The following is a 22,151-nucleotide window of genomic DNA, read 5'->3' as shown; positions in this document are numbered from 1 at the left end:
TGCGCATCCCCGGCCCTACTACCTGTGCGAAGGAAGCCCTCGAGGCTATGTCGCGCCAGATGATCAACCACCGCGGACCCGAGTTCGCGGACATCCTCCGGCGGGTGACCTCCGGAGTGCAGCAGGTCTTCCAGACGAAGAACGACGTTTTCATCCTCACAACCTCCGGCACCGGAGGCATGGAGGCAGCGGTCATCAACGCCCTCTCCCCCGGCGACAGCGTGCTGTGCGTCTCCATCGGCGCTTTCGGCGACCGCTTCGCCCAGATCTGCGAAACGTACGGGGCGAAGGTGACGAAGCTCGACTTCGAGTGGGGCAAGGCAGCCGACCCCGCCGCCGTCGATAAGGCTCTCGCGGGCGGCTCCTACAAAGCAATGCTCGTCACCCACAACGAGACCTCGACCGGCGTAACCAATCCGCTCAAGGAGCTGGCGGCGGTCGCGCGCAAGCACAACGCCCTCACCATCGTCGACGCCGTGAGCAGCCTCAGCGCCATTCCCTGCCCCGTCGACGAGTGGGACCTCGATATCGTGGTCACCGGTTCGCAGAAGGGTTGGATGGTGCCGCCGGCGCTGGCCATGATCTCGCTGAATGAGCGCGGGTGGAAGGCGTACGAAGAGGCGAAGATGCCCCGCTTCTACCTCGACCTGGGCAAGGCGAAGAGCTACCTCGAGCGAGGGCAAACGCCGTGGACGCCGGCCGTCTCCGTCTTCTTCGCGATGGACGTTGCGCTGGAAATGATGCTCCGCGAGGGGCTGGAGAACATCTTCGCCCGGCACGCCCGCATCGGCGCGCTGACGCGCAAGTTGGTCAAGGAGCTGGGGCTGGAGCTGCTGGCGGATGAGAGCGTCGCCTCCGACACGGTGACGGCGGTAAAGGTGCCGGAAGGCGTCGACGGCCGCGAGCTGAACCGCATCATGCGGGAAGACTACGACACGGTGCTGGCGGGAGGCCAGGCGGCGCTCCAGGGCAAGATATTCCGCATCGGACACCTGGGCGCCGTGACGGAAGACGACATTGTGGCCTGTGTGGACGCTCTGAAAAAGGCGCTGCCGCGCGTCGGTTTCGCGCCCGCCGCCGCCGCGCCTTAGGGCGAAGACCGCCAGCAATTTGAGGAGACCGGCAGTGAAGCGCAAAGTCCTGGTCACAGATCCAATAGCGCAGGACGGCATCGACGCCCTGACGCCGCATGTCGAAGTCGATGTCAAGCTGGGGATACCGCCCGACGAGCTGATCGGCGTTATCGGCGAGTACGATGCCCTGATCGTGCGCAGCGAGACGAAGGTCACCGCCGACGTCATCGAGGCGGGAAAGCGGCTGCAGGTGATCGGACGGGCGGGCGCCGGAGTCGACAACATCGACCTCGATGCGGCCACACGACGCGGGATCATTGTGGTGAACGCGCCGTTGGGCAATAGCATCTCGGCCGCCGAACATGCCATCGCGCTGATGCTGGCTTTGTCGCGCCACATCCCGCAGGCAAACGCCACCCTGAAAGCGGGCAAGTGGGACCGGCGCAGCTTCATGGGCGTGGAGGTGCGAGGGAAAACGCTGGGCGTCATCGGCCTCGGGCAGATCGGGTCGGAGGTGGCCCGGCGCGCCCGCGGACTGGAGATGCGCGTCATCGCCTGCGACCCGTTTGTCTCCGAGGAGATGGCGCAGGTGCTGAAGGTAGAGATGGTGCCGCTGGAGCAGCTCCTCCGCGAATCCGATTACGTATCGATACACACAGGTCTCACGCCCCAGACGAAAGGGATGATCGGCGAAAAGGAGCTGCGCATGATGAAGCCGCGGGCGCGGCTGATCAACGCGGCGCGCGGCGGCATCGTCGACGAGCAGGCGCTGTTCCAGGCGGTCGAAGAAGGCTGGATAGCGGGCGCGGCTGTAGACGTGTTCAGCAAGGAGCCTGCTGAAGACAACATACTGCTCAAGAGCGATCGCATAATCGTCACGCCGCATCTCGGCGCGTCGACGGCGGAAGCGCAGGAGCGCGTGGCGCTGGACGTGGCGCGCCAGATACTCGCTATCTTCAGCGGCGAGTCGCCGACGCACGCGGTCAACGCTCCGCTCGTGCCGCCGGAGACGATGGCGATCATCGGCCCGTATGTCGAGGTTGCCGTCAAGGTGGCTTCCCTGGCAACGCAACTGAGCGAGGGGCAGCTCGCCGGCCTGGACGTCGAGTACCTGGGCGACATCGCCGACCACGACGTCACGCCGCTCAAGGCCGCCGTCATCAAGGGCCTGCTGGAGCCGATAAGCGAAGAGAACGTAACAATAGTCAACGCGAACATGATCGCCGAGCACCGCGGCCTCAGGATCAACGAGCGAAAGGGCTCGTACGAAGGGATTTACACGAACCTGCTGCGGGTGCAGGCGAGGACTAGCGCGGGCGAGACGCTTGTGGGCGGCACGATGGGGCACGACGGACCGCACATCGTGCAGATAAACGAGTTCTGGGTCGACGTGTCCCCCGGCGACGGCCACCTGCTGATCTGCGAGAACGTCGACAGGCCGGGAATGATCGGCGCGATCGGCATGATCCTGGGTCAGCACAAGATCAACATCAACTCCATGCGCGTGTCGGCCAACAAGCTGGGGCGGGCGCTGATGGTGCTCGGGCTCGATCAGGCTGCGAGCGACGACGTGCTTCAGGAGATATCGGGCGTGCCGGACATCTTTGCGGTGCGCCAGGCGAGAATCTAGCCGGCCGCGCAATCGACCTGCTAGAAGAGCGGGTTCAGGACCAAGCCGGCCGGTATCTTGGGGTAGAAGTAGGTCGTCTTCTGGGGCATCCGCTCGCCGGCGTCAGCGATCTCGATCACCTTCTCCGGTGGCACGGCGCTGAGAAGGAAGGCAAGCCCGTACCCTCCTGATTCCACGAGGCGCAGCGCCTCTGCGCCGTTATGCGTGAACTCCACCGACTGCTCCGATGCCGCCCGCTCCTCGTCAATGCCCAGCAACCGTTTGAGCACCAGCTCGCGAAGGACGGCGGCATCGAGCGAGCGCCACAGGCGGGGCGTCTCCGACGGCATGAGCCGCGCGGCGCTGTTGGTGTCGATGACGGCGATGACGCGGCGTTCGGCCGTTGCGACGCCGAAAGAGATCTCCTCCCGATCCGTTTTCGCAAGCGCGGCGCGCATTTCGTCCCAGTCGCCGACGTCACGTAGCCGGAACGTTTCTGCCAAACGGTCAAGGAAGCGCGGTGGTGGCGGTGTGCGCAGGAGGCGGTGCGACGGCAGCACGACGAGGCCGGGGTCGTCGAGGGCGACGACGGCCATGAGGACGAAGTTCTCGGGCTCGTCGCCGCTCCAGCGCGATGACTGCTCGCGCCGCTCCTCACGATAAGCGAGGGCCGTCTCATAGCGGTGGTGGCCGTCGATGACGTAGACGCTCGCATCCCGGAAAGCCTCCGTGATCAATCCGATGGCGGACGCGTCCTGCCGCACGTGGAGATGGTGTCGCTGGCCGGCCGCGTCCTCTGTCTCGATCGTCGGCCGTTCGAGGGCGCCGAAGACCTCCCGCAGGCGGGCGGAATCGCGGTGAAGAGCAAGGATGGGGCTTACGTTCACGCGGGCGGCGCGCAACAGCCGCAGCCGGTCTTCCTTGGGGCCGCCGAGCGTGCGTTCGTGGGGGAGGACCTTCCCCTCGCTCCACTGATGGAGGCGGACGCGGGCGAAGAGGGCGCGCCGAGTTAGGGGGTGGCCCTCGTGCTCGAAGTCCTGCTCGTAGAGGTAGAAGGCAGGAGAAGGCTCCTGCAGCAGCACGCCTCGGGAGAGCCAGTCGCTGAGGGTGGCGGCGGCGCGGGTGTAGCGGTTGTCGGAAGGGGAGTCGGAAGGGGACGTTTCGCCGAGTTCGAGGCGGACGGCGTTGAACGGGCTGCGCTCGTAGAGCAGGCGCTGCTCCTGCGGCGAGATCACGTCGAACGGCGGGCACAGCACGTCGGCGAGCTGGGACACGAGGTGGTGGTTAAAGCGAAGGCCACGAAAGGGCCGGACGTCGGTCAAGCTGGGACTCCTCGACGCGTCTGGGCAGCGCCTGGGTTTGACCGGCAAGGAGGCTCGTCCTTAGAATAGCGCCGGTTTTCACCTAGCATAGCGTTGGAGCGGTTGATGGTCTACTGCGCGTTTTGCGACATCATCGAGAAGAGGGCTGCGGGGGAGATCATCTACGAGGACGATGATGTCGTAGTGTTCCGGAACGTGCTCCGGTGGGTGCCGGTGATGTTGCTGGTTGTTCCGAGGCGGCACATGAGCCAGGAAGAGTTGTGGCAAGACCTCGGAAGGGTAGGCGAGGTAGCGGTGATGATGGGCAAGCAGCACTGCCCCGGCGGCTTCCGTTTGCTGTCGAACTTTGGGCGGGACGCGATGCAGAGCCAGTTCCATGGGCACGTGCACGTGCTCGGCGGGACGTGGCTGGGCGAGTATGCATAGGCGGCGGGACAATGGGCGCGCAACATATGGAAGGTTACGCATAGAGGCAGGGCGAGAGTAGAATACGGGCCCCCGGTTGTGGTGGATGCGGGGGCGCGACAAGGCGCTGCTAGGTCAGGGGCTGTTGGAGCGCTGCTCTCTGCGCGTTGAGGAGCTCGCGGATGCCCTTCGCGGCGAGGGCGAGCAACTCCTCCATCGCCGCCTTCGAGAACGAGGCCGATTCCCCTGAGGCCTGCACCTCAACAAACTCCCCGGAACCCGTCATGGCCACGTTGAAGTCGACCTCTGCGCGGGAGTCTTCTTCGTAGGTGAGGTCGAGCAGGGGCACGCCGTCGACGATGCCGAGACTGACGGCGGCGATGGCATCCTTGAGCGGCATCGCTGGCAGCGCGCCGGAATCGACCTGCCTCTGGAAAGCCTGCTTGAGAGCAACGTATGCCCCGGTTATGGCCGCCGTGCGTGTGCCGCCGTCGGCGCGAATGACGTCGCAATCAACGATGAACGATTGCTCGCCCAAGAGGTCGAGGTCGGTGACGGCGCGCAGGGCGCGGCCGATGAGGCGCTGTATCTCCTGGGTGCGGCCGCTGGGGCGCCCCGCCATCGCCTCACGCGGAGTGCGCGTGGGGGTAGAGCGCGGGAGCATGCCGTATTCAGCGGTGACCCATCCGCTGCCGGCACCCCGAAGGAACGGGGGAACGCGCTCGCCGGAAGTGGCGGTACAGAGGACGGTCGTGCCGCCCATTTCGATGAGGGCGGAGCCCTCCGCATATTCGAGGAAGCCGGGAGTAATGCGGACTACGCGAAGTTCGTCGGGGCGGCGGCCGTCGAGGCGGGTCAAGGCAGCTCCTTGCTGACGCAATATGCAGGAAGTATAGCATCGGCGAGTGAGCTTGGAAAGCGAACGCTGGCTAACGCAAGACCTCCTCCGGAAGCGGGCGTTCGGTAGCTATCCAGAGGCGTTCGCCGTCGGTGGAGAAATCGATCTGCCCCTGCTCGTCCGTGCGAAGGACGAGCGTGTCCTGCAGCCGGCCGAGCGTGGCTGCTGAGGGGTGGCCGAAGATGTTGTCGTCGCCGACGGAAATGGCGGCGATGGCGGGGCGCACAGCGTCGAGGAAGGAGCGGCTGGTGGAATACGCGGAGCCGTGGTGAGAGACCTTGAGGACGGCGGCCCGCAGGTCTGCCCCGCTTTCGATGAGAGCGTTTTCGGCGGCGTTTGCGGCGTCGCCCGTGAAGAGGAAGCTTGCCTTCCGCCACGTGAGCTTGAGGACAAGCGAGGCGTCGTTGGACTCCGGCCCGCTTCCGGAGAAGCCGGGCGGAGGGCCAAGCACCTCGAGACGGGCGCCATCGCCCAGGTCGATCCAGTGCCCGGCGGCCGCGACATGGACAGGCGCGCCCTCTTCGTCGAGCGCCTCTCGCCAGGCCTCGAAGGCGTCGCTGTCCGACTGCTGAGCGCCGGTCAGCACCTGCTCGACATCGTAGCGCTCAAGGGCGCTCACGAGGCCGGTGAGGTGGTCGCTGTCGGGATGCGTGAGGACGACCATGTCGAGCTCGCGGTCCCAGAAGGGAAGCTCGTCGCCCAGCGCCTCCGTAAGCAGACGTCCGCTGGGGCCGCCGTCGATGAGTAGATTGTGACCGGCCGGTGTGCGTATGAGGATGGCGTCGCCCTGGCCGACGTCGAAGATTGTGATCTCGAGGCGCGGCGCGGGTTGCAAGATGAGCGCGGCCCAGACGAGGACGTTGGCGACAGCGAGGCCGGCGATAACCCAGACGGCGGGCAGGCGCCGGAGGGGCCGGTTTACGGCATCGGAGAGGCGCGCGAAGAACGCCGCGAGCGGTTCGAGCAGTTGCGGTGACGGCCTGTAGCGGCTGAAGGAGAGCGCGGCGGCGAAGAGCAACGAATAAGCTGCCGCGGCGTGGACGGCGGTGAAGCCCTTCCATTCGATAGAGGCAAACGGGAGGCCGGCGAGCAGGCGCACCACCTCCGTCATGTACTTAAGGACTGCCCACGCGGGCCAGGCCAGGATGTCGGCTACGGCGCCGGAAAGAAGGGCGACAAGCGCGACAGCAGTCGACGAGAGCAGGATGAGGGGAAATACAGGGACAACAAGCAGGTTGGCGGGAAGCGCTATCAAGGATACGCGGTGGAAGTGCAGGGCGATCAGCGGCAGGGTGGCGGCGATGGCGGCGGCGGTGACGGCGGCGGTCTCGACGAGCATGCCCGAAAGGCCCGACGGGTGCGTCGGCATCGCCCCGAGCCGCACCAGAAAATCGGCCGTTTGCCGGTAGAGGAGCGGCCCAAGGGTGATCAGGCCGGCAGCGGCAGCGAAGCTGAGCTGGAACGAGACGTCGTGGACGACGGAGGGATCGAGGCCCGTCATGAGTGCGGCGGCGAAGAGAAGAGAGATGACGCCGCTGCTCTGACGTCCGGTGATGTTCGCCAGAAGGTAGAGTCCGCCCATTATCGCCGCGCGCACAAGGCTGGGCGAGGCTCCCGTGAGCACAACGTAGCCGGCGATGACCGCGAGCGCGAGCAGCGCAGCCCTGTAGCGTCCGATGAGCCAGGCGAAGGCGCCGATGACGAGGGCGGAGATGACGGTGACGTTGTAGCCGGAGAGGGCGATGATGTGTGAGGTACTGGTGGCGTTGAGGGCATCAGTGAGGTTCTGGGGGAGGACGGAGCGTTCGCCGAGGAGGATGCCCTGCGCCAGGGCAGCCTGAGGCTCGGGGAGCGCCTTCGCGAGCGCCGAAGAGAGACTGCGGCGCAAAGAGTGTACGCTCGACATGAAAACGTTGCCCTCTCCCGACCGCAGGAGATCGGTCTGGGGGAAGTCGATGACGGAGACGATGCCTTGCCGGGCGAGGTAATCGCGGTAGCCGAAATCGAGCTCGGGGGGCGTTTCCAGCGCGCCCCTGACCTCGATGAGGTCGCCGTAGCGGTAACGCGGGAAGAGGCCCTGTCGCATGAGGACGCCGCCTTCGGTGGGGCGCCATTCGCCGTTTTCGAGCACCTCTTTCGTTTCGAGGCGGACACGCAGCGACCGCTCACGCTCGTCCGGTTCGTCGGTGACGACGGCGCGGAAGGTGACGTTTGCGCGGGTGTCGTTGAAGAGGGCGATGCCGCCGGGCTGCTCAGGTGGCTCGTCTGTCTGATAGCGAAGGACGCCGCCGGAGAAGGAAGCGACGCAGGCAAGCGCAAGGAGGGCAAGCGACGCCTTTCGTCGCAAGAGGGGCAGGACGGCGAGGAGGACGCCAGCGGCGACGGCGGGCCACGGCGGCTCCCGTCCCAGTGCGGCGACGACGATTCCCAGGGCCCAGGCGGCAGCGAGGTAGGCAAGGGTCACGGCCCGACGGTCACCAGGTCTTTGATCTTGTCGTAGGTGGAGCGCGGGATGAGTTCGCGCGTTATGAGGTCGTCGACCGTCTGGAAGGGGCCGTTGGCCTCGCGCGAATCGACGATGCGCTGGGAGTAGACCTCGCCGATGCCGGGGAGGGTGTCGAGAAGCCGGGCATCGGCGGAGTTGATGTCAATCTTTCCGGCATCGGCGTTGGTAGCGGGAAGTCCGTCCGTCGCTCCGATGGCAGGAACGATGAGTTGTTCCTCGTCGTGGAGGCGTTTCGCGAGGTTCAGGGTGAGAAGGTCGGCGTCCTCGGCAGGGCCGCCGGCGGCCTCAAGGGCGTCGGCGACGCGGGCGTCGGCCGCGAGCGAGTAGATGCCGGGGTGCCGGACGGCGCCCGCGACGTGCACGACGATCTCGCCGTCGACGATCTGGTCGAGGCGCAGTTCGAGGGGCGGCGGGTCGTGTCGGTAGCGCGACAGAAGCAGGACGAGGGCGAGCGCGAGGAGGGCGGCAAACGCGATGATTAGAAGCCCGCGGTTACGGTCGAGCCAGACGTTCACGGGATTTCCGTTCCCAGGGCGCTCTCGAGCGCCAGCAGGAGGCAAAGACGACGAGAGCGGGATCAAGGGCGAGGCTAGTATCTGCCGGCCTTGTTGTCAAGGGCGGTCGCTGCGGGTCGGTGACTGCGGTGGTTTCGGCGGAAGGGACGCGCGGGCTTCCGGCCGGTAGCGGGGGTGGTGTGGTGAGGGGAATGCAGGCGTCGTGCGTGGTGGCGCCGCGAGCGCCGAAGGCGCTCAAGGCTGTCGCCCTGGGCGACAGCCTGCCCGCTTCGCGGGCGCGGCGCCACCGCGCACCACGGCTGCTCTGCGCCTCGCGCCTCACGTTGCGCCCGGACCCTGCCCTCGATAGCATCTGAACGTGGAAGGATACATCGTCAAAGATCGCTATGCTATACTTTTTTCGACTTGTCGAAAGGGTTTGCCCGTGCGAGGAAGAGACCTCATCTCGATAGCCGACCTCACGCCGGAGGAAGTGAAACGCGTCATCGATACGGCGATTTACATGAAGCAGCGCGGCTATCGCCAGCTGCTTGCCGGGCAGACGCTGGCCCTCCTCTTCGAAAAGGCCTCGCTGCGCACCCACGTCAGCTTCAACGTCGCCATGCAGCAACTGGGCGGGCAGACCGTCTACCTCGGGCAAAGCGAGGTCGGGCTTGGCACACGGGAGCCGGTGGCAGACGTGGCGCGAGTGCTCAGCCGCTACGTTGACGCCATCGCCGCCCGTACCTACACGCAACAGACCATCGTCGACCTCGCCACGTATGCTAGCGTGCCGGTGATCAACGCCCTCTCGGATGAGGAGCATCCCTGTCAGGCCCTCGCCGACCTGCTGACGATCTACGAAAGCAAGGGCGACTTCAGAGGCCTCACCCTCGCCTTCATCGGCGACGGCAACAACGTGGCATCGTCCCTTGCCCAGGCATCGGCGATGATGGGAATGAATTTCATCATGGCCTCGCCCGAGGGCTACGAGCTGCCGGAGCATGTTTTGCGACAGGCCCAGCGCTGGGCCGGCCGCAACGGAGCGAGCGTCGAGATAGTGCGGCGCCCATCGGAGGCCGTGCGCAAGGCTGACGTCGTCTACACGGACGTATGGATCAGCATGGGGCAAGAGGACAGCTATCAGGCGCGAATGCAGGCGTTCGCGGACTATCAGGTCAACCGGGAACTCCTGGCGCACGCGCCCGCCGAGGCGATAGTGATGCACGACCTGCCCGCCCATCGCGGCGAAGAAATAGTGGACGAGGTCATCGAGGGAGAGCAGTCCGTTGTGTTTCATCAGGCGGAAAACCGCCTCCATGCGCAGCGGGCGCTTCTCGCGCTTCTGCTCGCCGACGAATACGGGCCGGTTGCTGGAACAGACAAAGCTTCTGAGTGAGGCTCCGTTTGGAAGAACTGCTTGACTCAATCGGGGAAAACCTGGGACGGCTCGACGCGAGGAGCGTCATCGACATCCTCCTGATAGCCGCGTTCATCTTCTGGGTGCTCCTGCTGCTGCGCGGCACCACCGCGATGGCTGTCCTCCGCGGCAGTGCGATCGTTCTCATTGGCGCCTTTGTCATCGGGCGCGCCCTCGATCTGCGTGTTCTCAACTTCCTGCTCCGCAACTCGCTCGTCGGGCTGGCAATCGCTGTCCCCATCGTCTTTCAGCCCGAGCTGCGACGCGCCCTGGAGCGGCTCGGCCGTGCAGGCAGGCGCGCCTGGATAGGCCGGCCCAGCTACGAGGCGGTTATCGACGCCCTTACCCAGGCCGCCGGCAATCTCGCCGAACGGCGACACGGCGCTCTGTTGGTCCTCGAGCGCGAGACGGGTCTTCAGGACTACATTGATACCGGCGTCCGCGTTGATGCGGCTCCTTCAGCGGAGCTCCTCGAGGGCATTTTCTATCCCAACTCTCCCCTTCATGACGGCGCCGTGATCCTGCGCGAAAACCGCGTCATCGCCGCCGCCTGCACACTCCCCCTGGCGGAGGACGCGCGCCACGGGCAAATGGGCACCCGGCATCGCGCGGCGCTCGGGATCACCGAGCGGACGGACGCCATTTCCGTGGTCGTCTCGGAAGAGACGGGACAGATCTGCCTCGCGTCCGACGGCCGTATGCTCCACCGTCTGGACGAAGGAAGGCTCAGGGCGAGCCTGATCAGTATACTGGGATTGACACCGAAGAATCGGTAAGTGAAGTCAGGCGCCGCCGCCGGCGGTTTCGACGCGACGACGCGGCGCCAGAACAGAAGTTAGAGGCGGATACAGTGCGCATCCTCGGCAATCTCCTGAGCGTTCTCCGCGAAGGGGCATCGGTAATCGCCGGCAACGTGACGCTGGGGCTCCTGTCTTTGGCCCTCGCCGTGACCATCTGGTTCTTCGTCATCGATGTCGAAAGCGAGTCGCGCACCGACTACTTCCCCAGCCCGATCTCCGTCCAAACTGTCAACGTCCCCGAGGGACTGGCGGTGTCCAAGATATCTGACCCATCGAACGTCAGCGTCAGGATCACAGCCGACAAGGACGTCTGGGACAAGCTTTCGGTCGATGATTTCGAAGCAGTGGCCGATCTCTCCGGCATAAAGCAAAGGGAGGCGAGTGTGCCCGTCCGCGTCAACGTGAAACGCGGCAACGTCAAGATAGAGACCATCGAGCCCGCCCGCGTGACCGTTAACCTCGAGCCTATCATGACGAGCACTGTCCCCGTAAAGGTCAAGCCGGTCGGCGCCACACCCCTGGGCTACGCTCTCGCCTCTACCCGCTTCTCGCCGGAAGAAGTCGAGGTTTCGGGGCCCGCCAGTCTCGTTGAGAGGGTGGCGGCGGCCGAAGCGGATGTCAACTTGACGGGAATACGCGTCAGTCTAGACCAGGACTTTGCCCTGACCGCTCGCGACTCGGAAGGGGGAGAGATTGAGGGCGTAACTCTCGATCCCGGCATGGCGCGCGTCAGCCTGGAAATCGTTCAGAATGAGTTCACCGTCACCTTCATAGTGAATCCGCAGATATCCGGGAACGTTGCCGCGGGCTATCGCGCCGTAAAGGTGGAAATCGATCGTCCCTTTGTGCAGGTGACTGCCTCAGTTGAAGTGCTGCAATCGATAGATGTCCTGACGACGGAAGACATAAGTGTCGATGGCGCCGAGTCCGACGTAGTGCGCAGTGTGAAGCTTCGGCTCCCGGAAGGAGCGCGCGCCGTCGGCGGCGACGAGGTGGTCGTGCGGGTGACGGTCGCGCCCGCGCCAGGGGAAACGGCGTTGAGCGTCGCTGTCACGGTCAACGGCGCTCAATCGGGCTCAAGGGTGGAATTGAATCCGCCGACAGTGCTTGTCACTCTAAGGGGTGATATGCCTCTGCTGCAATCGCTTTCACCGGGCAGCGTCACGGCCTCCGTCGATGTCTCCAACCTTCCTTCCGCCGCCTACAGATTCGCCCCCACTATTCAGGTTCCGGCAGGAACGCAACTGGTGAAAGTGGACCCTGCCGAGGTCCTGGTGGCCGTTCAGCGGCCCTAGCAGACCGCGAAGAAGAGGGACTATCTTGGCTTCTCCCGGCCCTCCCGTAGTCGCCCTTGTGGGCCGGCCCAACGTCGGCAAGTCCGCCCTTTTCAACAGGATGCTGCGCGGCCGCAAGGCGCTGGTCGAAGAACTTCCGGGCACCACTCGCGACCGCCTCTACGGCGACGTCGAGTGGCGGGGGCGCCGCTTTCGCCTGGTCGACACGGGTGGCCTCCTTCTCGACGGCTCACTACCTTACATAACGCTGATACGCGAGCAGGTCGCCTCAGCGCTTGACGAAGCGCAGGCAGTGCTGTTCGTCGTGGATGCGAGAGACGGACCGACAGCCGGTGACTTTGATGTCGCGGAGGTGCTGCGACGTACCGCTAAGCCGGTGCTCCTTCTCGCCAACAAGGCCGAGAGCGAGGCCCGGCGCGAGGCGGCGGTCCAGTTCTACGAGCTGGGCCTCGGCGAGCCGATTCCCGTCAGCGCTCACCACGGGCACGGCGTCGCCGACGTGATGGACATGCTGGTTGAGATGCTGCCCTCAGAAGTCGCCGCCGAAGCCGGAGCGGCCCTGGCGGTCTCTATCGTCGGGCGGCCGAACGTGGGGAAGTCGATGCTGCTGAACGCTATCCTGGGGGAGGAGCGTGTCATCGTCAGCGAAGAGCCGGGGACCACGCGCGACGCGGTCGATACGGTGTTCGAGTTCGAAGGGAAGCGGCTGCTGCTCGTGGACACGGCGGGCATACGGCGGCGCGGCCGCATCGAGCGGGGCGTCGAAAAGCATTCGGTGCTGCGCGCTCGCAGGGCAATCGAGAGAGCCGAGGTGGGCCTGTTGCTGATGGACGCGCCCCAGGGGATCACTGCGCAGGACACGCACATCGCGGGCGACATCGTCGATGCGCTTGTGGGGCTGGTGCTCGTCGCGAATAAGTGGGACCTGATGGACCAGTCGCCCGCGACCCGCAAGGCGTTCGAGCGTCTGGTGCGGCAGCGGATGCGTTTTGCGCCCTGGGCGCCCGTTTGCTTCGTCTCCGCGAAGGAGCGGACAGGGATCGAGGGCCTGCTGCGAGAGGCGGTGAAGGCAGGTGAGGAGCGGCAGAAGCGCGTGAGCACCGGCGAGCTGAACGCCGTGGTGCGGCGGGCTGTCGGAGAGAGGGCGCCGCCTTCGGTGCGCGGCCGGAGGCTGAAGGTGCTGTACGCGACCCAGGCCGAAAGAGCGCCTCCAACCTTCGTCTTTTTCGTCAACGATGCATCCCTGCTGCACTTCTCCTACCAGCGTTACATCGAGAACCAGCTCAGGCGCGCGTTCGGCTTTCCCGGCACGCCGATCAAGCTGGTGTTCAAGAGTCGGAGCGAGGGCTAGATGGTCTGGCAATACCTGGTCGCCGTTGTATTTGGATACTTGCTCGGTTCTGTCCCCGCCGGATACGTCATCGGGAAGGTGACGCGCGGCATCGACATACGCGAGTACGGGAGCAAGAAGACCGGCGGCACCAACGTGCTGCGGACGCTCGGACTGGCAGCGGCGGTTGCGGTGATCGTCTTCGATGTCGCAAAGGGTTCTGCATCGGTGTTGCTGGCCCGCGCGATATCCGATGAGCCGTACGTGCAGGTGGTCGCGGGCCTGGCGGCAGTGGCGGGACACGTATGGCCGCTATACGTCGGTTTTCGGGGTGGACGTGGGGTCTCGGCCGCTTTCGGTTCCGTGCTGGCGATGGACCCGCTCGCCAGCGTGGCGCTGATCCCCGTCGCCATCTTGATCGTTGCCACGACGCGCTACATGTCGCTGATGTCGGTTGGGATGGCGGCCATCGCCGCGGGCGTGTTCGTGGCGCTGGCGATCGCCGGCGTTCATCCCTACGCCTACGCCGTCTTCGCGCTGATCGTGGCCGCGCTGATTATCGTCCTTCATCGCGACAACATCGAAAGGCTGCTTGCGGGCACCGAAAGGAAGATCGGGCAGCGGGAGCAGGTGGGCGGCCCGACTTCGGGGGACGGCTGACGTGGGTATCGAGAAGGCGGCGGTCATCGGCACTACGGCCTGGGGGACGACTCTGGCTGTGCTCCTGGCGAAGCGCGGCTTGCCTACGTGCCTCTGGTCGTGGGAAGAGGAGGAAGCAGAGCGGCTGCGGCGCGACCGCGAGAACGCGGCCCGCCAGCCGGGCCTGGCGTTTCCGCCGGAGCTCGCCGTGACGCACGGCATGGCGGAGGCGCTCTCCGGCGCCAGCCTGGCGGTGATCGCCGTGCCGTCGGCATCGATGCGCGACAACCTGCGGTGGATGCGCCCCCATCTCGAGCCACAAACGATAGTCCTGAGCGCGGTGAAAGGGCTGGAGGCGGATAGCGGCAAGCGGATGTCGGAGCTCATCGAAGAGGAGTTGCCCTCGCCGACGCCTCTTTGCGTGCTCTCGGGCCCCAACCTTTCGCGCGAGATCGCGCGCGGGCTGCCGGCGGCGACGATCATCGCCTCCCGTGACCTCGCCGTTGCGGAGACGGTGCGTAATATGTTCATGGGCCCCACACTCCGGGTGTACACGAACGACGACGTCGCCGGCGTCGAGCTTGCAGGCGCCCTCAAGAACATCATCGCCATCGGCGCCGGGATGTGCGATGAGTTGGGCTACGGCGACAACGCGAAGGCCGGCTTTCTGACGCGCGGGCTGGCGGAGATCGCGCGCCTGGGAGTCGCGGCGGGCGCGAAGCCGCTGACGTTCATCGGCCTCGCCGGCGTCGGCGACCTCATGGCGACGTGTTACAGCGCGCTCAGCCGCAACCACACCGTCGGTGTGGAGCTGGCAAAAGGACGCCCGCTGTCGGAGGTGCTGGCGTCGCTGCAGGAGACGGCGGAGGGGGTGACGACGACGGTGGCCGCGCGCAACCTGGCGCGCCGCCTGAACGTGGAGATGCCGATTACGGAGCAAATGTACCGCGTGCTGTTCGAGGGGCTGGACCCGCGGCAGGGCGTCGCCGAGCTGATGGGACGGGCGCCGAAGCACGAGCTACACGGGGTGCAGTAGGGCTCCGTCCGGCGGCTTAGAAGGCCTGGTGGGTCTGGGCGATGGCGAATATCTCCTGGCGGTTGGTCTCCGCCTTCGTCTTCTCGCCGTCCGCGACGCGCACCAGCAGCCGCAATATCTCGTCGCCGACCTCGCCTATCGTTTTTCCGCTCAGCACCGTCCCCGCGTCGACGTCGATATCGTCGGGCATCGCCTGGAACAGCTCGCTATTCGACGAGACCTTTATCACCGGCGCGATGGGGAAGCCGACGGGCGTCCCCCTGCCGGTTGTGAAGATGACAACCTGCGCCCCTGCCGCCGCCATGCCGGTAATGCTCTCGGCGTCGAAGCCGGGCGTGTCCATGAGGACTAGCCCGCGCTTTGTCGGCCGCTCCGCGTAACCGACGACTTCGCGGATGGGACTGCTTCCGCCCTTGGCGATGCAGCCGAGACTCTTCTCGGCGATGGTGGAGAGGCCCGACTCCACGTTGCCGGGCGCGAGCACGCGGTCGGCGAGAGGGCCCAGCATCTGACGGGTCACCGCTTCCTGCCGGTCGACCATCTGCTTGACCTGGGCCGCGATCTCGTCGTTTTCGGCGCGGCGCAGCAGAGGGTTTAGGGCGCCTATCATCTCCGTCGTCTCGGAGAGGATGGCGGCGCCCCCCATCTCGACGATGCGGTCGACGGCGCTGCCGACGGCGGGGTTTGCGGTCATGCCGGAGAAGGTGTCGGAGCCGCCGCACTCCAGCGCGACCGTTAGATCGGCAAGGGAAGCCTTCTCACGCGGCATCGACGCCAGCTCGGCCATCATCTCGCGGGCCATCGCCTCCACCCGGTCCGCCGCCTTCTGAGAGCCGCCCGCTTGCTGGATGACGATCCCCTGGAGCGGCTTCTTGTTGTCGCCGAGGGCCGCCGTCAGGACATCGACGGAAAGCGGTTCGCAGCCGAGGCCGACAAGTATCGCGCCGCCGACGTTGGGGTTGTTGACGATACCGGCGAGCGTCTTGATCTGGAGGCCGATATCGGGCAGACCGCGCCCGCAGCCGTGGGGGTGCTCTACGACGGCGACATCGGGCAGACGCCGCCCGACCTCGCGCGCGACACCGGCGGCGCACACGACGGTGGCCAGCACGAGGCAGTGATTGCGCACGCCGATCTGCCCGTCGGGCCGGCGCCAGCCCTCGAAAGTGAACACGTCGCTCATTTGCCGCCGCCCAGGTTATGGGTGTGCACGTGCTGCCCGGCGGCGATATCCGTCAGGGCAACGCCGATCTCCTCGCCATAACGCAGGACAGCCTTGCCGGCGGGGATCGGCGACAGCGCTATCTTGCCGCCGCGGGGCACCGCCTCCGTTGAGCGGAGCTCGATGCCGCCGTCGACGCGGACAAGCTCGCCCTCGCTGACGTCGGCGGTGACGATGGCGACGTTGTCTACTGGATTGATCCGGGTCGCGCGAACAGGCACGGCACCACTGTAGGTCGTGTGGCCGGCTCGGTCAATTCCCTTCCCATCGTCACCGGCCGCGCTGGCGGCCGTGGCGTCTCTTTGTTCAGTCCGTCATTGACAAGGCGTTTTGCCCCTGTCTAGACTGGATCAGGACGTGGGTCGAAGGCCGGACGGATGACGCCTGATTCGTTTTTCAGCGATTTCCTCAGCGAGATGGAGGACTCGTCCATGCCCCTTCTCGCCTCGCGGTTGACGGTCCTTTCGTCGCTCGGCGCTGATGAGATCGCGCGCTTTCGCGGCGCGTGGGACCACACGGAGGTGCGGCGCCGCCGTCAGATCGCGAGATGGCTCGTCGAGTTGGCGGAAGACAACATTGAGCTTGATTTCGATGCCGTGTTCATGGCTGTCTTGAAAGACGAGGACGCCGAAGTCAGGTTCACAGCGATACAAGGGCTCTGGGAGTACGAGGGACGAGACCTCATCTCGTCCCTCATCGATATGCTGCAACAGGACCCCGACACTGCGGTGCGCGCGCAGGCGGCGCTCGCTCTGGGCAGCTTTGTGATGAAAGCGGAATTCGAGCGCCTGAGCGATAGCGACAGCAGGCGTGTGGAACGGGCCCTTCAGGCGGTGATCGAGAATCCCGAGGAGAAGGTCGAAGTGCGGGCGCGCGCGCTCGAATCCGCGGGCGCGAGAAGCGTTCCCTGGGTGCGGCGAAGCATTGAAGAGGCGTACCGTGACTCCAATCACCGGATGCGCGTGAGCGCGGTCCACGCCATGGGGCGCCACTGTGACCCGCGCTGGGCGCCGATACTCATTCAGGAGTTAAGCAGCGACGACCCGGAGATGCGTTACGAAGCGGCTAACGCCTGCGCCTTCGTCTGCGGCGAGACGGCAGTGCCGGAGCTGATATCGCTCACGGAGGATGAAGACGCCGAGGTGCAGGAGGCGGCCGTCACCGCTCTGGGCGAGATCGGCGGCGACCAGGCGAAGGCGGCGCTGAAACGCCTGACGCGCCATCCAGAGGGGCGCGTGCGCGACGCGGCCGCATCTGCCCTCGAGCAGATTGACTTCGACGAGGACCCGCTCGGGTTCAACTTCAGCTAGGGGGCGGAAATTGTCGAACAGGCGAACCCCCGCTCTGCGGACGGATTCGGCGACCTCCGCCGGCGGCGTCGTTTATCGCGTCGGGCGGGAGGGCATGGAAGTTGTGGTCTGCGGGCGCACCCAGGAGGGGATTTGGGGGCTGCCCAAGGGGGCGCCTGAGCCCGGCGAAGATTTGGCCACCGCTGCAGCGCGAGAAGTCCGGGAGGAGACGGGGCTCGAAGTCGCGCCGCAGCGGAAGATCGGGAGCATCCGCTACTGGTTCGTACGAAAGGATGAGGGGGTCCGCTATCACAAGACGGTGCACCACTTCCTTTTTGTCCCCACCGGTGGGAGCCTGGCGGACCACGACCAGGAGTACGATAGGGTGGAGTGGCTGCCCGTGGAAGAAGCGTGCCGCAGACTGACGTACGCCAACGAGGCTGAGATCGTGCGCAGGGCGGAGGAAATGGCTGTGGGCGGTCCTTCTGATTGTGGAGGCGCGGCGAGATGAGGGCGGTGGTTGAGGGCGAGATTGCGCGCGGGGAGCTTGTCGTCCTTCGCGAAAAGCGCAGGGAAGACGCCGCTGATGACTACGCTTGGCGCAAAGACCCCGAACTGGCGGCCTACGACGCGGCCAAGCCCCTGAGCGCCTCTTTCGAAGACTTTCTCGCCCTGTACGATGACGACCTCGCTAACCCCAGCGTTTTCAGGCGCACCCTCGCCATCGATGATCAGGACGGCAGGCACATCGGCAACGTGATGTTCTACAACATCGACAACGTGAAAGGCGAGGCGGAGGTCGGGATCACGATCGGCGACCGCGGTTACTGGAGCCGCGGCTTCGGCTCCGACGCCCTTAAGACGCTCGCGCGATACCTCTTCACGCAGACGCGGCTCACCAGGCTGTACCTGAAGACGTTGGACTGGAACCGCCGGGCGCAGCGTTCGTTCGAGAAGGCGGGGTTCGCGCTTATCGGGACGTCGCGTCGCAGCAATGGGACGTTCTTCCTGATGGAGCTTCGCAAGGAGTGGCTTTCCCTCGAGTAGGCGCGGGCCTCCCCGCCTCACTCCGGCGGCTCTCGGTTCACCCCGACCCCTGTCGGGTCGGAGCCTCAGGCGGTGCCGGTGGGACGGCCGGGTATCTCCAGCTCGGGCGGCGGCGCGGGATTCGGCACCCCCTGAAGCAGCCGTCCGGGAAGCAGGCCCGCCAGCTCCTCCACCGTCCACATCCCGTCCTTTGTGAGGGTTCGGCCCATGTCCTCGTCGTAGGCGAGGGAGATGGCGCCGCCGGACACGTAGAAAAGCTTGCCGTTTACGTTCCAGGCGTCTTCCGTGGCCAGGTAGCAGACCATCATCGCCACCTGCATGGGGTCGCCCAGTTTGGGCGGCGTTTCCCCCATCTGGCGCGCCGCTTCGCTGATGGGCGCCGTCAGGCGCGTCTCCGCCACGGGAGCTATGGCGTTGCAGGTGATGCCGTGACGCCCCAGTTCGCGGGCGAGCACGCGCGTCAGGCCGACGATGCCCGACTTCGCGGCCGCAAAGTTCGCCTGCCCGTGCGCGCCGATGAACCCCGAAGCGGAGGAGAAGTTGATAATGCGGCCGAAGCGCTGGCGCCGCATCTGAGAGGCGGCGGGCTTGCAGGTGCAGTAGTGGCCCTTGAGGTGGACGGCGATCACTGCGTCCCACTCCTCTTCCGTCATGTTGAGCAGCGCGCGGTCGCGGAGGATGCCGGCAACGTTGACGAGGATGTCGACACGTCCATAGTTGTCGAGAGCCGTCCGGATGATGGCTTGTCCGCCTTCGGGAGTGGCCACGCTATCGAAGCTGGCGACGGCGCTGCCGCCGGCGGTCCGTATCTCGTCGACGACATTGTCCGCGGGCCCCGTGCTCTCGCCGCTGCCGTCGACGGCGGCGCCGAGGTCGTTGACGACGACCGATGCGCCCTCCGCCGCCAGCGCCAGCGCGACCGCTCTGCCGATGCCACGGCCGGCACCGGTAACTACTGCCGCTCTGCCCTTAAGTCGCTCTCCCACTCGTTTCTGTCTCCTTGGATGGCGCTATAACTCCGGGCGGGGACGCCTACCCGTCGCAGGCGGGGAGCCCTGCCCCTGTCGGCCGCTCTTCTAACCGCCCTCCGCCGTCGCTGTCGCGCCGGGGCGCAGGTGTTCGGCCGGTGGCGCAGGGTTCGCGATTCCACCCATCAACTGCTGGGGCACGAGTTGCACCAGCTCGTCGAGCGTCCAGCGCTCCTGCTTGAAGATGGTGCGGTAGGGCACTGCTTGCTGGCAGAGGCAGATGCTGCCGCCGAACACGTAGAAGACCTGCCCGTTCACGTTCCAGGCGCTGTCGCTGGCGAGGTAGGCGACGAGCGGGGCGACGTACTCCGGCTCGGGGATGATAAGGCCGATTTTCGCCGCCTGCTCGATCATCCCCTCGGTGAGCCTCGTCGCCGCCATGGGGGCGATGGCGTTGCAGGTGATGCCGAAGCGTCCCAGCTCGCGGGCGGCGACACGCGTGAAGCCGGCGATCCCCGCCTTGGCGGCGCCGTAGTTTGCCTGGCCGGCGTTGCCGATGAGCCCCGACGAGGACGACGTGTTGATGATGCGGCCATAACGCTGGCCGCGCATTGCGGTGGCCGCCGCCTTCGTGCAGGCGAAGGTGCCCTTGAGATGGACGGCGATGACGGCGTCCCAGTCCTCCTCGCTCATGTTGACGAAGAGGCGGTCACGCAGTATGCCCGCGTTGTTCACGAGAATATCGATGCGGCCGAAGGCGTCGAGGGCGGCCTGGACGATGCGCTCGCCGCCCTCCATGCTCGCCACCGAGTCATAGTTGGCGACCGCTTCGCCGCCGTCCCTCCTTATCTCTTCCGCGACGGTCTCGGCGGGGCCGTTATCGTGGCCGACGCCGTCGGGGCCGACGCCGGCATCATTGACGACGACGCGCGCCCCCTCCTTCGCGAAGAGGAGAGCGATGGCGCGGCCAATCCCCCGTCCGGCACCGGTTATTACCGCTGCCTTGCCTTCCAAAGCCTTGGTCAAGAGCTATCTCCCGATGGGAATGCCATCCAGCCGGCTAGCCGCGCGACGGCAGGATGACCGTCGCCTTGCCCGGCGAGGTCTTGTCGCCGTTCGGGTTCTCCGTCCAGATGTCCAATTCGACGATGCCGCCTTCGGACTTCGCAGTTATGACGCCGCGGCAGGTGATGTCCTGGTTGGGGAAGTCCATGCCGCGGTACTGGCAGCCGTATTTCTTGATCCGGCCGCCGTCGCCGAGCCAGTCGTGCAGCATCTGTCCGAGGAAGGCGTGCTTGAGCGCTCCGTGGACGATGAGGCCGGGGAGCCCGTTGCCAAGCGCGAAATCCTTGTCGTAGTGGATCTGGTAGAAGTCGCCGGAGCCGGCCGCCCACATGACGAGCTGTTGCGTGCTGCAGTTCTTCACCAGCTTCGGTATCTCGTCGCCGACGTTGACGTCTTCGTAGTAGACCTGAGCCATCTCTGCCTCCTCTACACGTACATGATGGCGGTGCCGCGCTGGGTGGCGACCAGCTTGCCCTGCTGGTTGGTGTAGTTTGTCTCGGAGACGACGATGAGCATCTTGCCCATCGCGCCTGTGCGCTCGCGGATGTCGATGACCTTGCTCTTGCCGGTCAGGACGTCGCCGGCGCAGATGTCTTCGCCGTAGTACTCGAATTCGGTGCCCCCGTTCAGTACGCCTTTGAACTGCACCCTGATCTCGGGAGCGCGGGTTACGGAAGAGCCGATGATGCCCGATGGCCTGTCGGGGCGGTGCACGGCGTGGCCCACGAACCCCGGCGGCGCGACGAGGCTGCGGTGCCCCTTGCTTTTGGCGTACTCTTCATCGTAGAAGATGAGGTCGGTGTGTCCGACGGCACGGGCGAACATGCGGATGGGGTGCTTTTCGACCTCGATGGTTATCGGCTCGCTCTCTTTGCCGATAACGGCCCGCATCTCGTCCGTGATCAGCGATTCTTGCGTCACGTTCCTTGCCTCCTTCCTGGCGTTGCCTGCGTCACGGCCACTAGCGGCATGAGGATACTTCGAAGGCCGGACCAGTGTCAAACGCTACTAACGCGGCCTGGGGTGGCCTGCGCGCCCGCTTTGCGAGGGGTCGTCGCGGAGTTGCACCGCCTCGAAGCGCCCCGCCTTCAGTTCTTCGACGAGGCCCGCCAGGTCGCTGATGCGGCGCTCGAAGCGGGTAGCGCAGCGCCCAACGTGTGACGGCTGATGGGCGTCGCTGCCGCCGGCGCCCCGCATGCCGAGCAGGTCGCAGAGGCGGCGGGAGAAGTCGTTCTGCTCCCGTGACGCGCGGCCGTGCGCCGTTTCCAGCGCGACGCAACGCTTGAACGCGGTGTTCCTGAGCGCCCGCTGAAGGGTGGCGTTCAGGTCGTCTTCCTCGAGGTAGTACCAGGGCATGTAACGACGGTAGGGATGGGCGGCGATCATGGCGCCGTTGGCGGCGTCCACCATTTCCGCCAGCTTGTCGATGCGGTGCATGCCCCACTCGAAGCGGTCGAGCCCGTAGACGAGGACGTGTCCGATCTCCGTGTTCAGTTCAGCGCCGGGGAGGACAAGGAAGCTGTGCTTTCGCGCGAGGGCGGCGACGTCGGCGGGATCCCAGAAGGCGTCATGCTCGGTGAGGCATACGCCGTCGAGGCCGGCGGCTTTCGCCAGTTCGACCAGTTCGTCAGGGGTGAGGTCGGAGTCCCAGGAGATGGGCTGCGTGTGGGCGTGCAGGTCGATAAGCATGAGACGCGATCGACCAAGTATCATCGCGATGTTGAGGCTGTGTC

General features: G+C 65.9%; 24 protein-coding genes. 13 read left to right on the top strand and 11 right to left on the bottom strand.

Going from position 1 to position 22,151, the window contains the following annotated elements; translation table 11 throughout:
- The first annotated feature begins 47 nt into the window (after positions 1–47).
- A complete protein-coding gene (locus QME71_01145) occupies positions 48–1,091 on the top strand; it encodes an alanine--glyoxylate aminotransferase family protein (protein ID MDI6856913.1) in 1,044 nt (347 codons plus the stop codon).
- A 34-nt stretch (positions 1,092–1,125) separates the two neighbouring features.
- Positions 1,126–2,703, top strand: a complete 1,578-nt coding sequence (gene serA / locus QME71_01140; protein MDI6856912.1) for a phosphoglycerate dehydrogenase — start codon at positions 1,126–1,128, stop codon at positions 2,701–2,703.
- 20 nt (positions 2,704–2,723) lie between these two features.
- Here serA and QME71_01135 read toward each other — a convergent pair whose 3' ends face one another.
- Positions 2,724–4,004: a DUF1015 domain-containing protein gene (locus QME71_01135; GenBank protein ID MDI6856911.1), complete on the bottom strand. Its 1,281-nt coding sequence runs from the start codon at positions 4,002–4,004 to the stop codon at positions 2,724–2,726.
- Positions 4,005–4,109: 105 nt separating this feature from the next.
- Between QME71_01135 and QME71_01130 the strand changes: the two genes are divergently transcribed.
- Entirely contained in the window at positions 4,110–4,430 is a 321-nt protein-coding gene (locus QME71_01130; GenBank protein MDI6856910.1) for an HIT domain-containing protein, read from the top strand.
- 109 nt (positions 4,431–4,539) lie between these two features.
- Here QME71_01130 and rph read toward each other — a convergent pair whose 3' ends face one another.
- From rph to QME71_01115, 3 genes are all read right to left on the bottom strand, one after another.
- The gene (rph, locus tag QME71_01125; protein MDI6856909.1) at positions 4,540–5,268 is read right to left on the bottom strand and encodes a ribonuclease PH; all 729 of its coding nucleotides are present in this window, start codon (positions 5,266–5,268) and stop codon (positions 4,540–4,542) included.
- A 70-nt stretch (positions 5,269–5,338) separates the two neighbouring features.
- Positions 5,339–7,771 (bottom strand): DNA internalization-related competence protein ComEC/Rec2, encoded by a 2,433-nt coding sequence (locus QME71_01120; protein MDI6856908.1) that lies wholly within the window; start codon positions 7,769–7,771, stop codon positions 5,339–5,341.
- Entirely contained in the window at positions 7,768–8,328 is a 561-nt protein-coding gene (locus QME71_01115; GenBank protein ID MDI6856907.1) for a ComEA family DNA-binding protein, read from the bottom strand. Before QME71_01115 ends, QME71_01120 begins: the two co-directional genes overlap by 4 nt.
- Before the next feature lie 119 nt (positions 8,329–8,447).
- Here QME71_01115 and QME71_01110 point away from each other — a divergent pair, with 119 nt between their 5' ends.
- From QME71_01110 to QME71_01080, 7 genes are all read left to right on the top strand, one after another.
- Entirely contained in the window at positions 8,448–8,684 is a 237-nt protein-coding gene (locus QME71_01110) for a hypothetical protein (GenBank protein MDI6856906.1), read from the top strand.
- Between the two features lie 68 nt (positions 8,685–8,752).
- Positions 8,753–9,706, top strand: a complete 954-nt coding sequence (gene argF / locus QME71_01105; protein ID MDI6856905.1) for an ornithine carbamoyltransferase — start codon at positions 8,753–8,755, stop codon at positions 9,704–9,706.
- Between the two features lie 8 nt (positions 9,707–9,714).
- Positions 9,715–10,503, top strand: coding sequence for a diadenylate cyclase CdaA (cdaA, locus tag QME71_01100; GenBank protein ID MDI6856904.1), 789 nt, complete (start codon positions 9,715–9,717; stop codon positions 10,501–10,503).
- Positions 10,504–10,577: 74 nt separating this feature from the next.
- Positions 10,578–11,822, top strand: a complete 1,245-nt coding sequence (locus tag QME71_01095; protein ID MDI6856903.1) for a CdaR family protein — start codon at positions 10,578–10,580, stop codon at positions 11,820–11,822.
- Between the two features lie 25 nt (positions 11,823–11,847).
- Positions 11,848–13,173 (top strand): ribosome biogenesis GTPase Der, encoded by a 1,326-nt coding sequence (gene der / locus QME71_01090; GenBank protein MDI6856902.1) that lies wholly within the window; start codon positions 11,848–11,850, stop codon positions 13,171–13,173.
- Positions 13,174–13,812 carry a glycerol-3-phosphate 1-O-acyltransferase PlsY gene (gene plsY, locus QME71_01085; GenBank protein ID MDI6856901.1) on the top strand — a complete coding sequence of 213 codons (639 nt, stop codon included), beginning with the start codon at positions 13,174–13,176 and terminating at the stop codon, positions 13,810–13,812. It abuts the gene before it with no gap.
- Between the two features lies 1 nt (position 13,813).
- Complete coding sequence (locus QME71_01080; protein ID MDI6856900.1) at positions 13,814–14,827, top strand: NAD(P)H-dependent glycerol-3-phosphate dehydrogenase; 1,014 nt, start codon at positions 13,814–13,816, stop codon at positions 14,825–14,827.
- 16 nt (positions 14,828–14,843) lie between these two features.
- On the opposite strand, the gene QME71_01075 is transcribed toward QME71_01080, so the two are convergent.
- Complete coding sequence (locus QME71_01075; protein MDI6856899.1) at positions 14,844–16,010, bottom strand: UxaA family hydrolase; 1,167 nt, start codon at positions 16,008–16,010, stop codon at positions 14,844–14,846.
- Entirely contained in the window at positions 16,007–16,270 is a 264-nt protein-coding gene (locus QME71_01070; GenBank protein ID MDI6856898.1) for a UxaA family hydrolase, read from the bottom strand. Before QME71_01070 ends, QME71_01075 begins: the two co-directional genes overlap by 4 nt.
- Before the next feature lie 156 nt (positions 16,271–16,426).
- Here QME71_01070 and QME71_01065 point away from each other — a divergent pair, with 156 nt between their 5' ends.
- Genes QME71_01065 through QME71_01055 form a run of 3 tightly spaced genes read left to right on the top strand, consistent with a single transcriptional unit; the run spans position 16,427 to position 18,385 of the window.
- Entirely contained in the window at positions 16,427–17,359 is a 933-nt protein-coding gene (locus tag QME71_01065) for a HEAT repeat domain-containing protein (GenBank protein ID MDI6856897.1), read from the top strand.
- Positions 17,360–17,369: 10 nt separating this feature from the next.
- Positions 17,370–17,849, top strand: coding sequence for an NUDIX hydrolase (locus QME71_01060; GenBank protein ID MDI6856896.1), 480 nt, complete (start codon positions 17,370–17,372; stop codon positions 17,847–17,849).
- Positions 17,846–18,385 (top strand): GNAT family N-acetyltransferase, encoded by a 540-nt coding sequence (locus QME71_01055; GenBank protein ID MDI6856895.1) that lies wholly within the window; start codon positions 17,846–17,848, stop codon positions 18,383–18,385. Before QME71_01060 ends, QME71_01055 begins: the two co-directional genes overlap by 4 nt.
- A gap of 65 nt (positions 18,386–18,450) precedes the next feature.
- On the opposite strand, the gene QME71_01050 is transcribed toward QME71_01055, so the two are convergent.
- The 5 genes from QME71_01050 to QME71_01030 all read right to left on the bottom strand — a co-directional run bounded on the left by QME71_01050 (position 18,451) and on the right by QME71_01030 (position 22,107).
- Positions 18,451–19,371, bottom strand: coding sequence for an SDR family oxidoreductase (locus QME71_01050; protein MDI6856894.1), 921 nt, complete (start codon positions 19,369–19,371; stop codon positions 18,451–18,453).
- A gap of 90 nt (positions 19,372–19,461) precedes the next feature.
- Positions 19,462–20,379, bottom strand: a complete 918-nt coding sequence (locus QME71_01045) for an SDR family NAD(P)-dependent oxidoreductase (GenBank protein ID MDI6856893.1) — start codon at positions 20,377–20,379, stop codon at positions 19,462–19,464.
- A 34-nt stretch (positions 20,380–20,413) separates the two neighbouring features.
- Positions 20,414–20,833: a MaoC/PaaZ C-terminal domain-containing protein gene (locus QME71_01040; protein MDI6856892.1), complete on the bottom strand. Its 420-nt coding sequence runs from the start codon at positions 20,831–20,833 to the stop codon at positions 20,414–20,416.
- An 11-nt stretch (positions 20,834–20,844) separates the two neighbouring features.
- On the bottom strand, positions 20,845–21,339 hold the full coding sequence (locus tag QME71_01035) for a MaoC family dehydratase N-terminal domain-containing protein (protein MDI6856891.1): 495 nt from the start codon (positions 21,337–21,339) through the stop codon (positions 20,845–20,847).
- Positions 21,340–21,426: 87 nt separating this feature from the next.
- A complete protein-coding gene (locus QME71_01030) occupies positions 21,427–22,107 on the bottom strand; it encodes a PHP domain-containing protein (GenBank protein ID MDI6856890.1) in 681 nt (226 codons plus the stop codon).
- Positions 22,108–22,151: the final 44 nt, after the last annotated feature.

This window comes from Dehalococcoidia bacterium (genome assembly GCA_030018455.1).
Classification (GTDB): Bacteria; Chloroflexota; Dehalococcoidia; order DSTF01; family JALHUB01; genus JASEFU01.
This window is presented reverse-complemented; position numbering and strand designations above follow the sequence as displayed.

Excerpts from the sequence above, each read along its gene's own strand:
- QME71_01145 (MDI6856913.1), top strand. The coding sequence starts at position 48 with ATGTCGCGCCAGATGATCAACCACCGCGGACCCGAGTTCGCGGACATC.
- QME71_01130 (MDI6856910.1), top strand. The coding sequence starts at position 4,110 with ATGGTCTACTGCGCGTTTTGCGACATCATCGAGAAGAGGGCTGCGGGG.
- plsY (MDI6856901.1), top strand. The coding sequence starts at position 13,174 with ATGGTCTGGCAATACCTGGTCGCCGTTGTATTTGGATACTTGCTCGGT.
- QME71_01075 (MDI6856899.1), bottom strand. The coding sequence starts at position 16,010 with ATGAGCGACGTGTTCACTTTCGAGGGCTGGCGCCGGCCCGACGGGCAG.
- QME71_01065 (MDI6856897.1), top strand. The coding sequence starts at position 16,427 with ATGACGCCTGATTCGTTTTTCAGCGATTTCCTCAGCGAGATGGAGGAC.
- QME71_01055 (MDI6856895.1), top strand. The coding sequence starts at position 17,846 with ATGAGGGCGGTGGTTGAGGGCGAGATTGCGCGCGGGGAGCTTGTCGTC.
- QME71_01040 (MDI6856892.1), bottom strand. The coding sequence starts at position 20,833 with ATGGCTCAGGTCTACTACGAAGACGTCAACGTCGGCGACGAGATACCG.
- QME71_01030 (MDI6856890.1), bottom strand. The coding sequence starts at position 22,107 with ATGCTTATCGACCTGCACGCCCACACGCAGCCCATCTCCTGGGACTCC.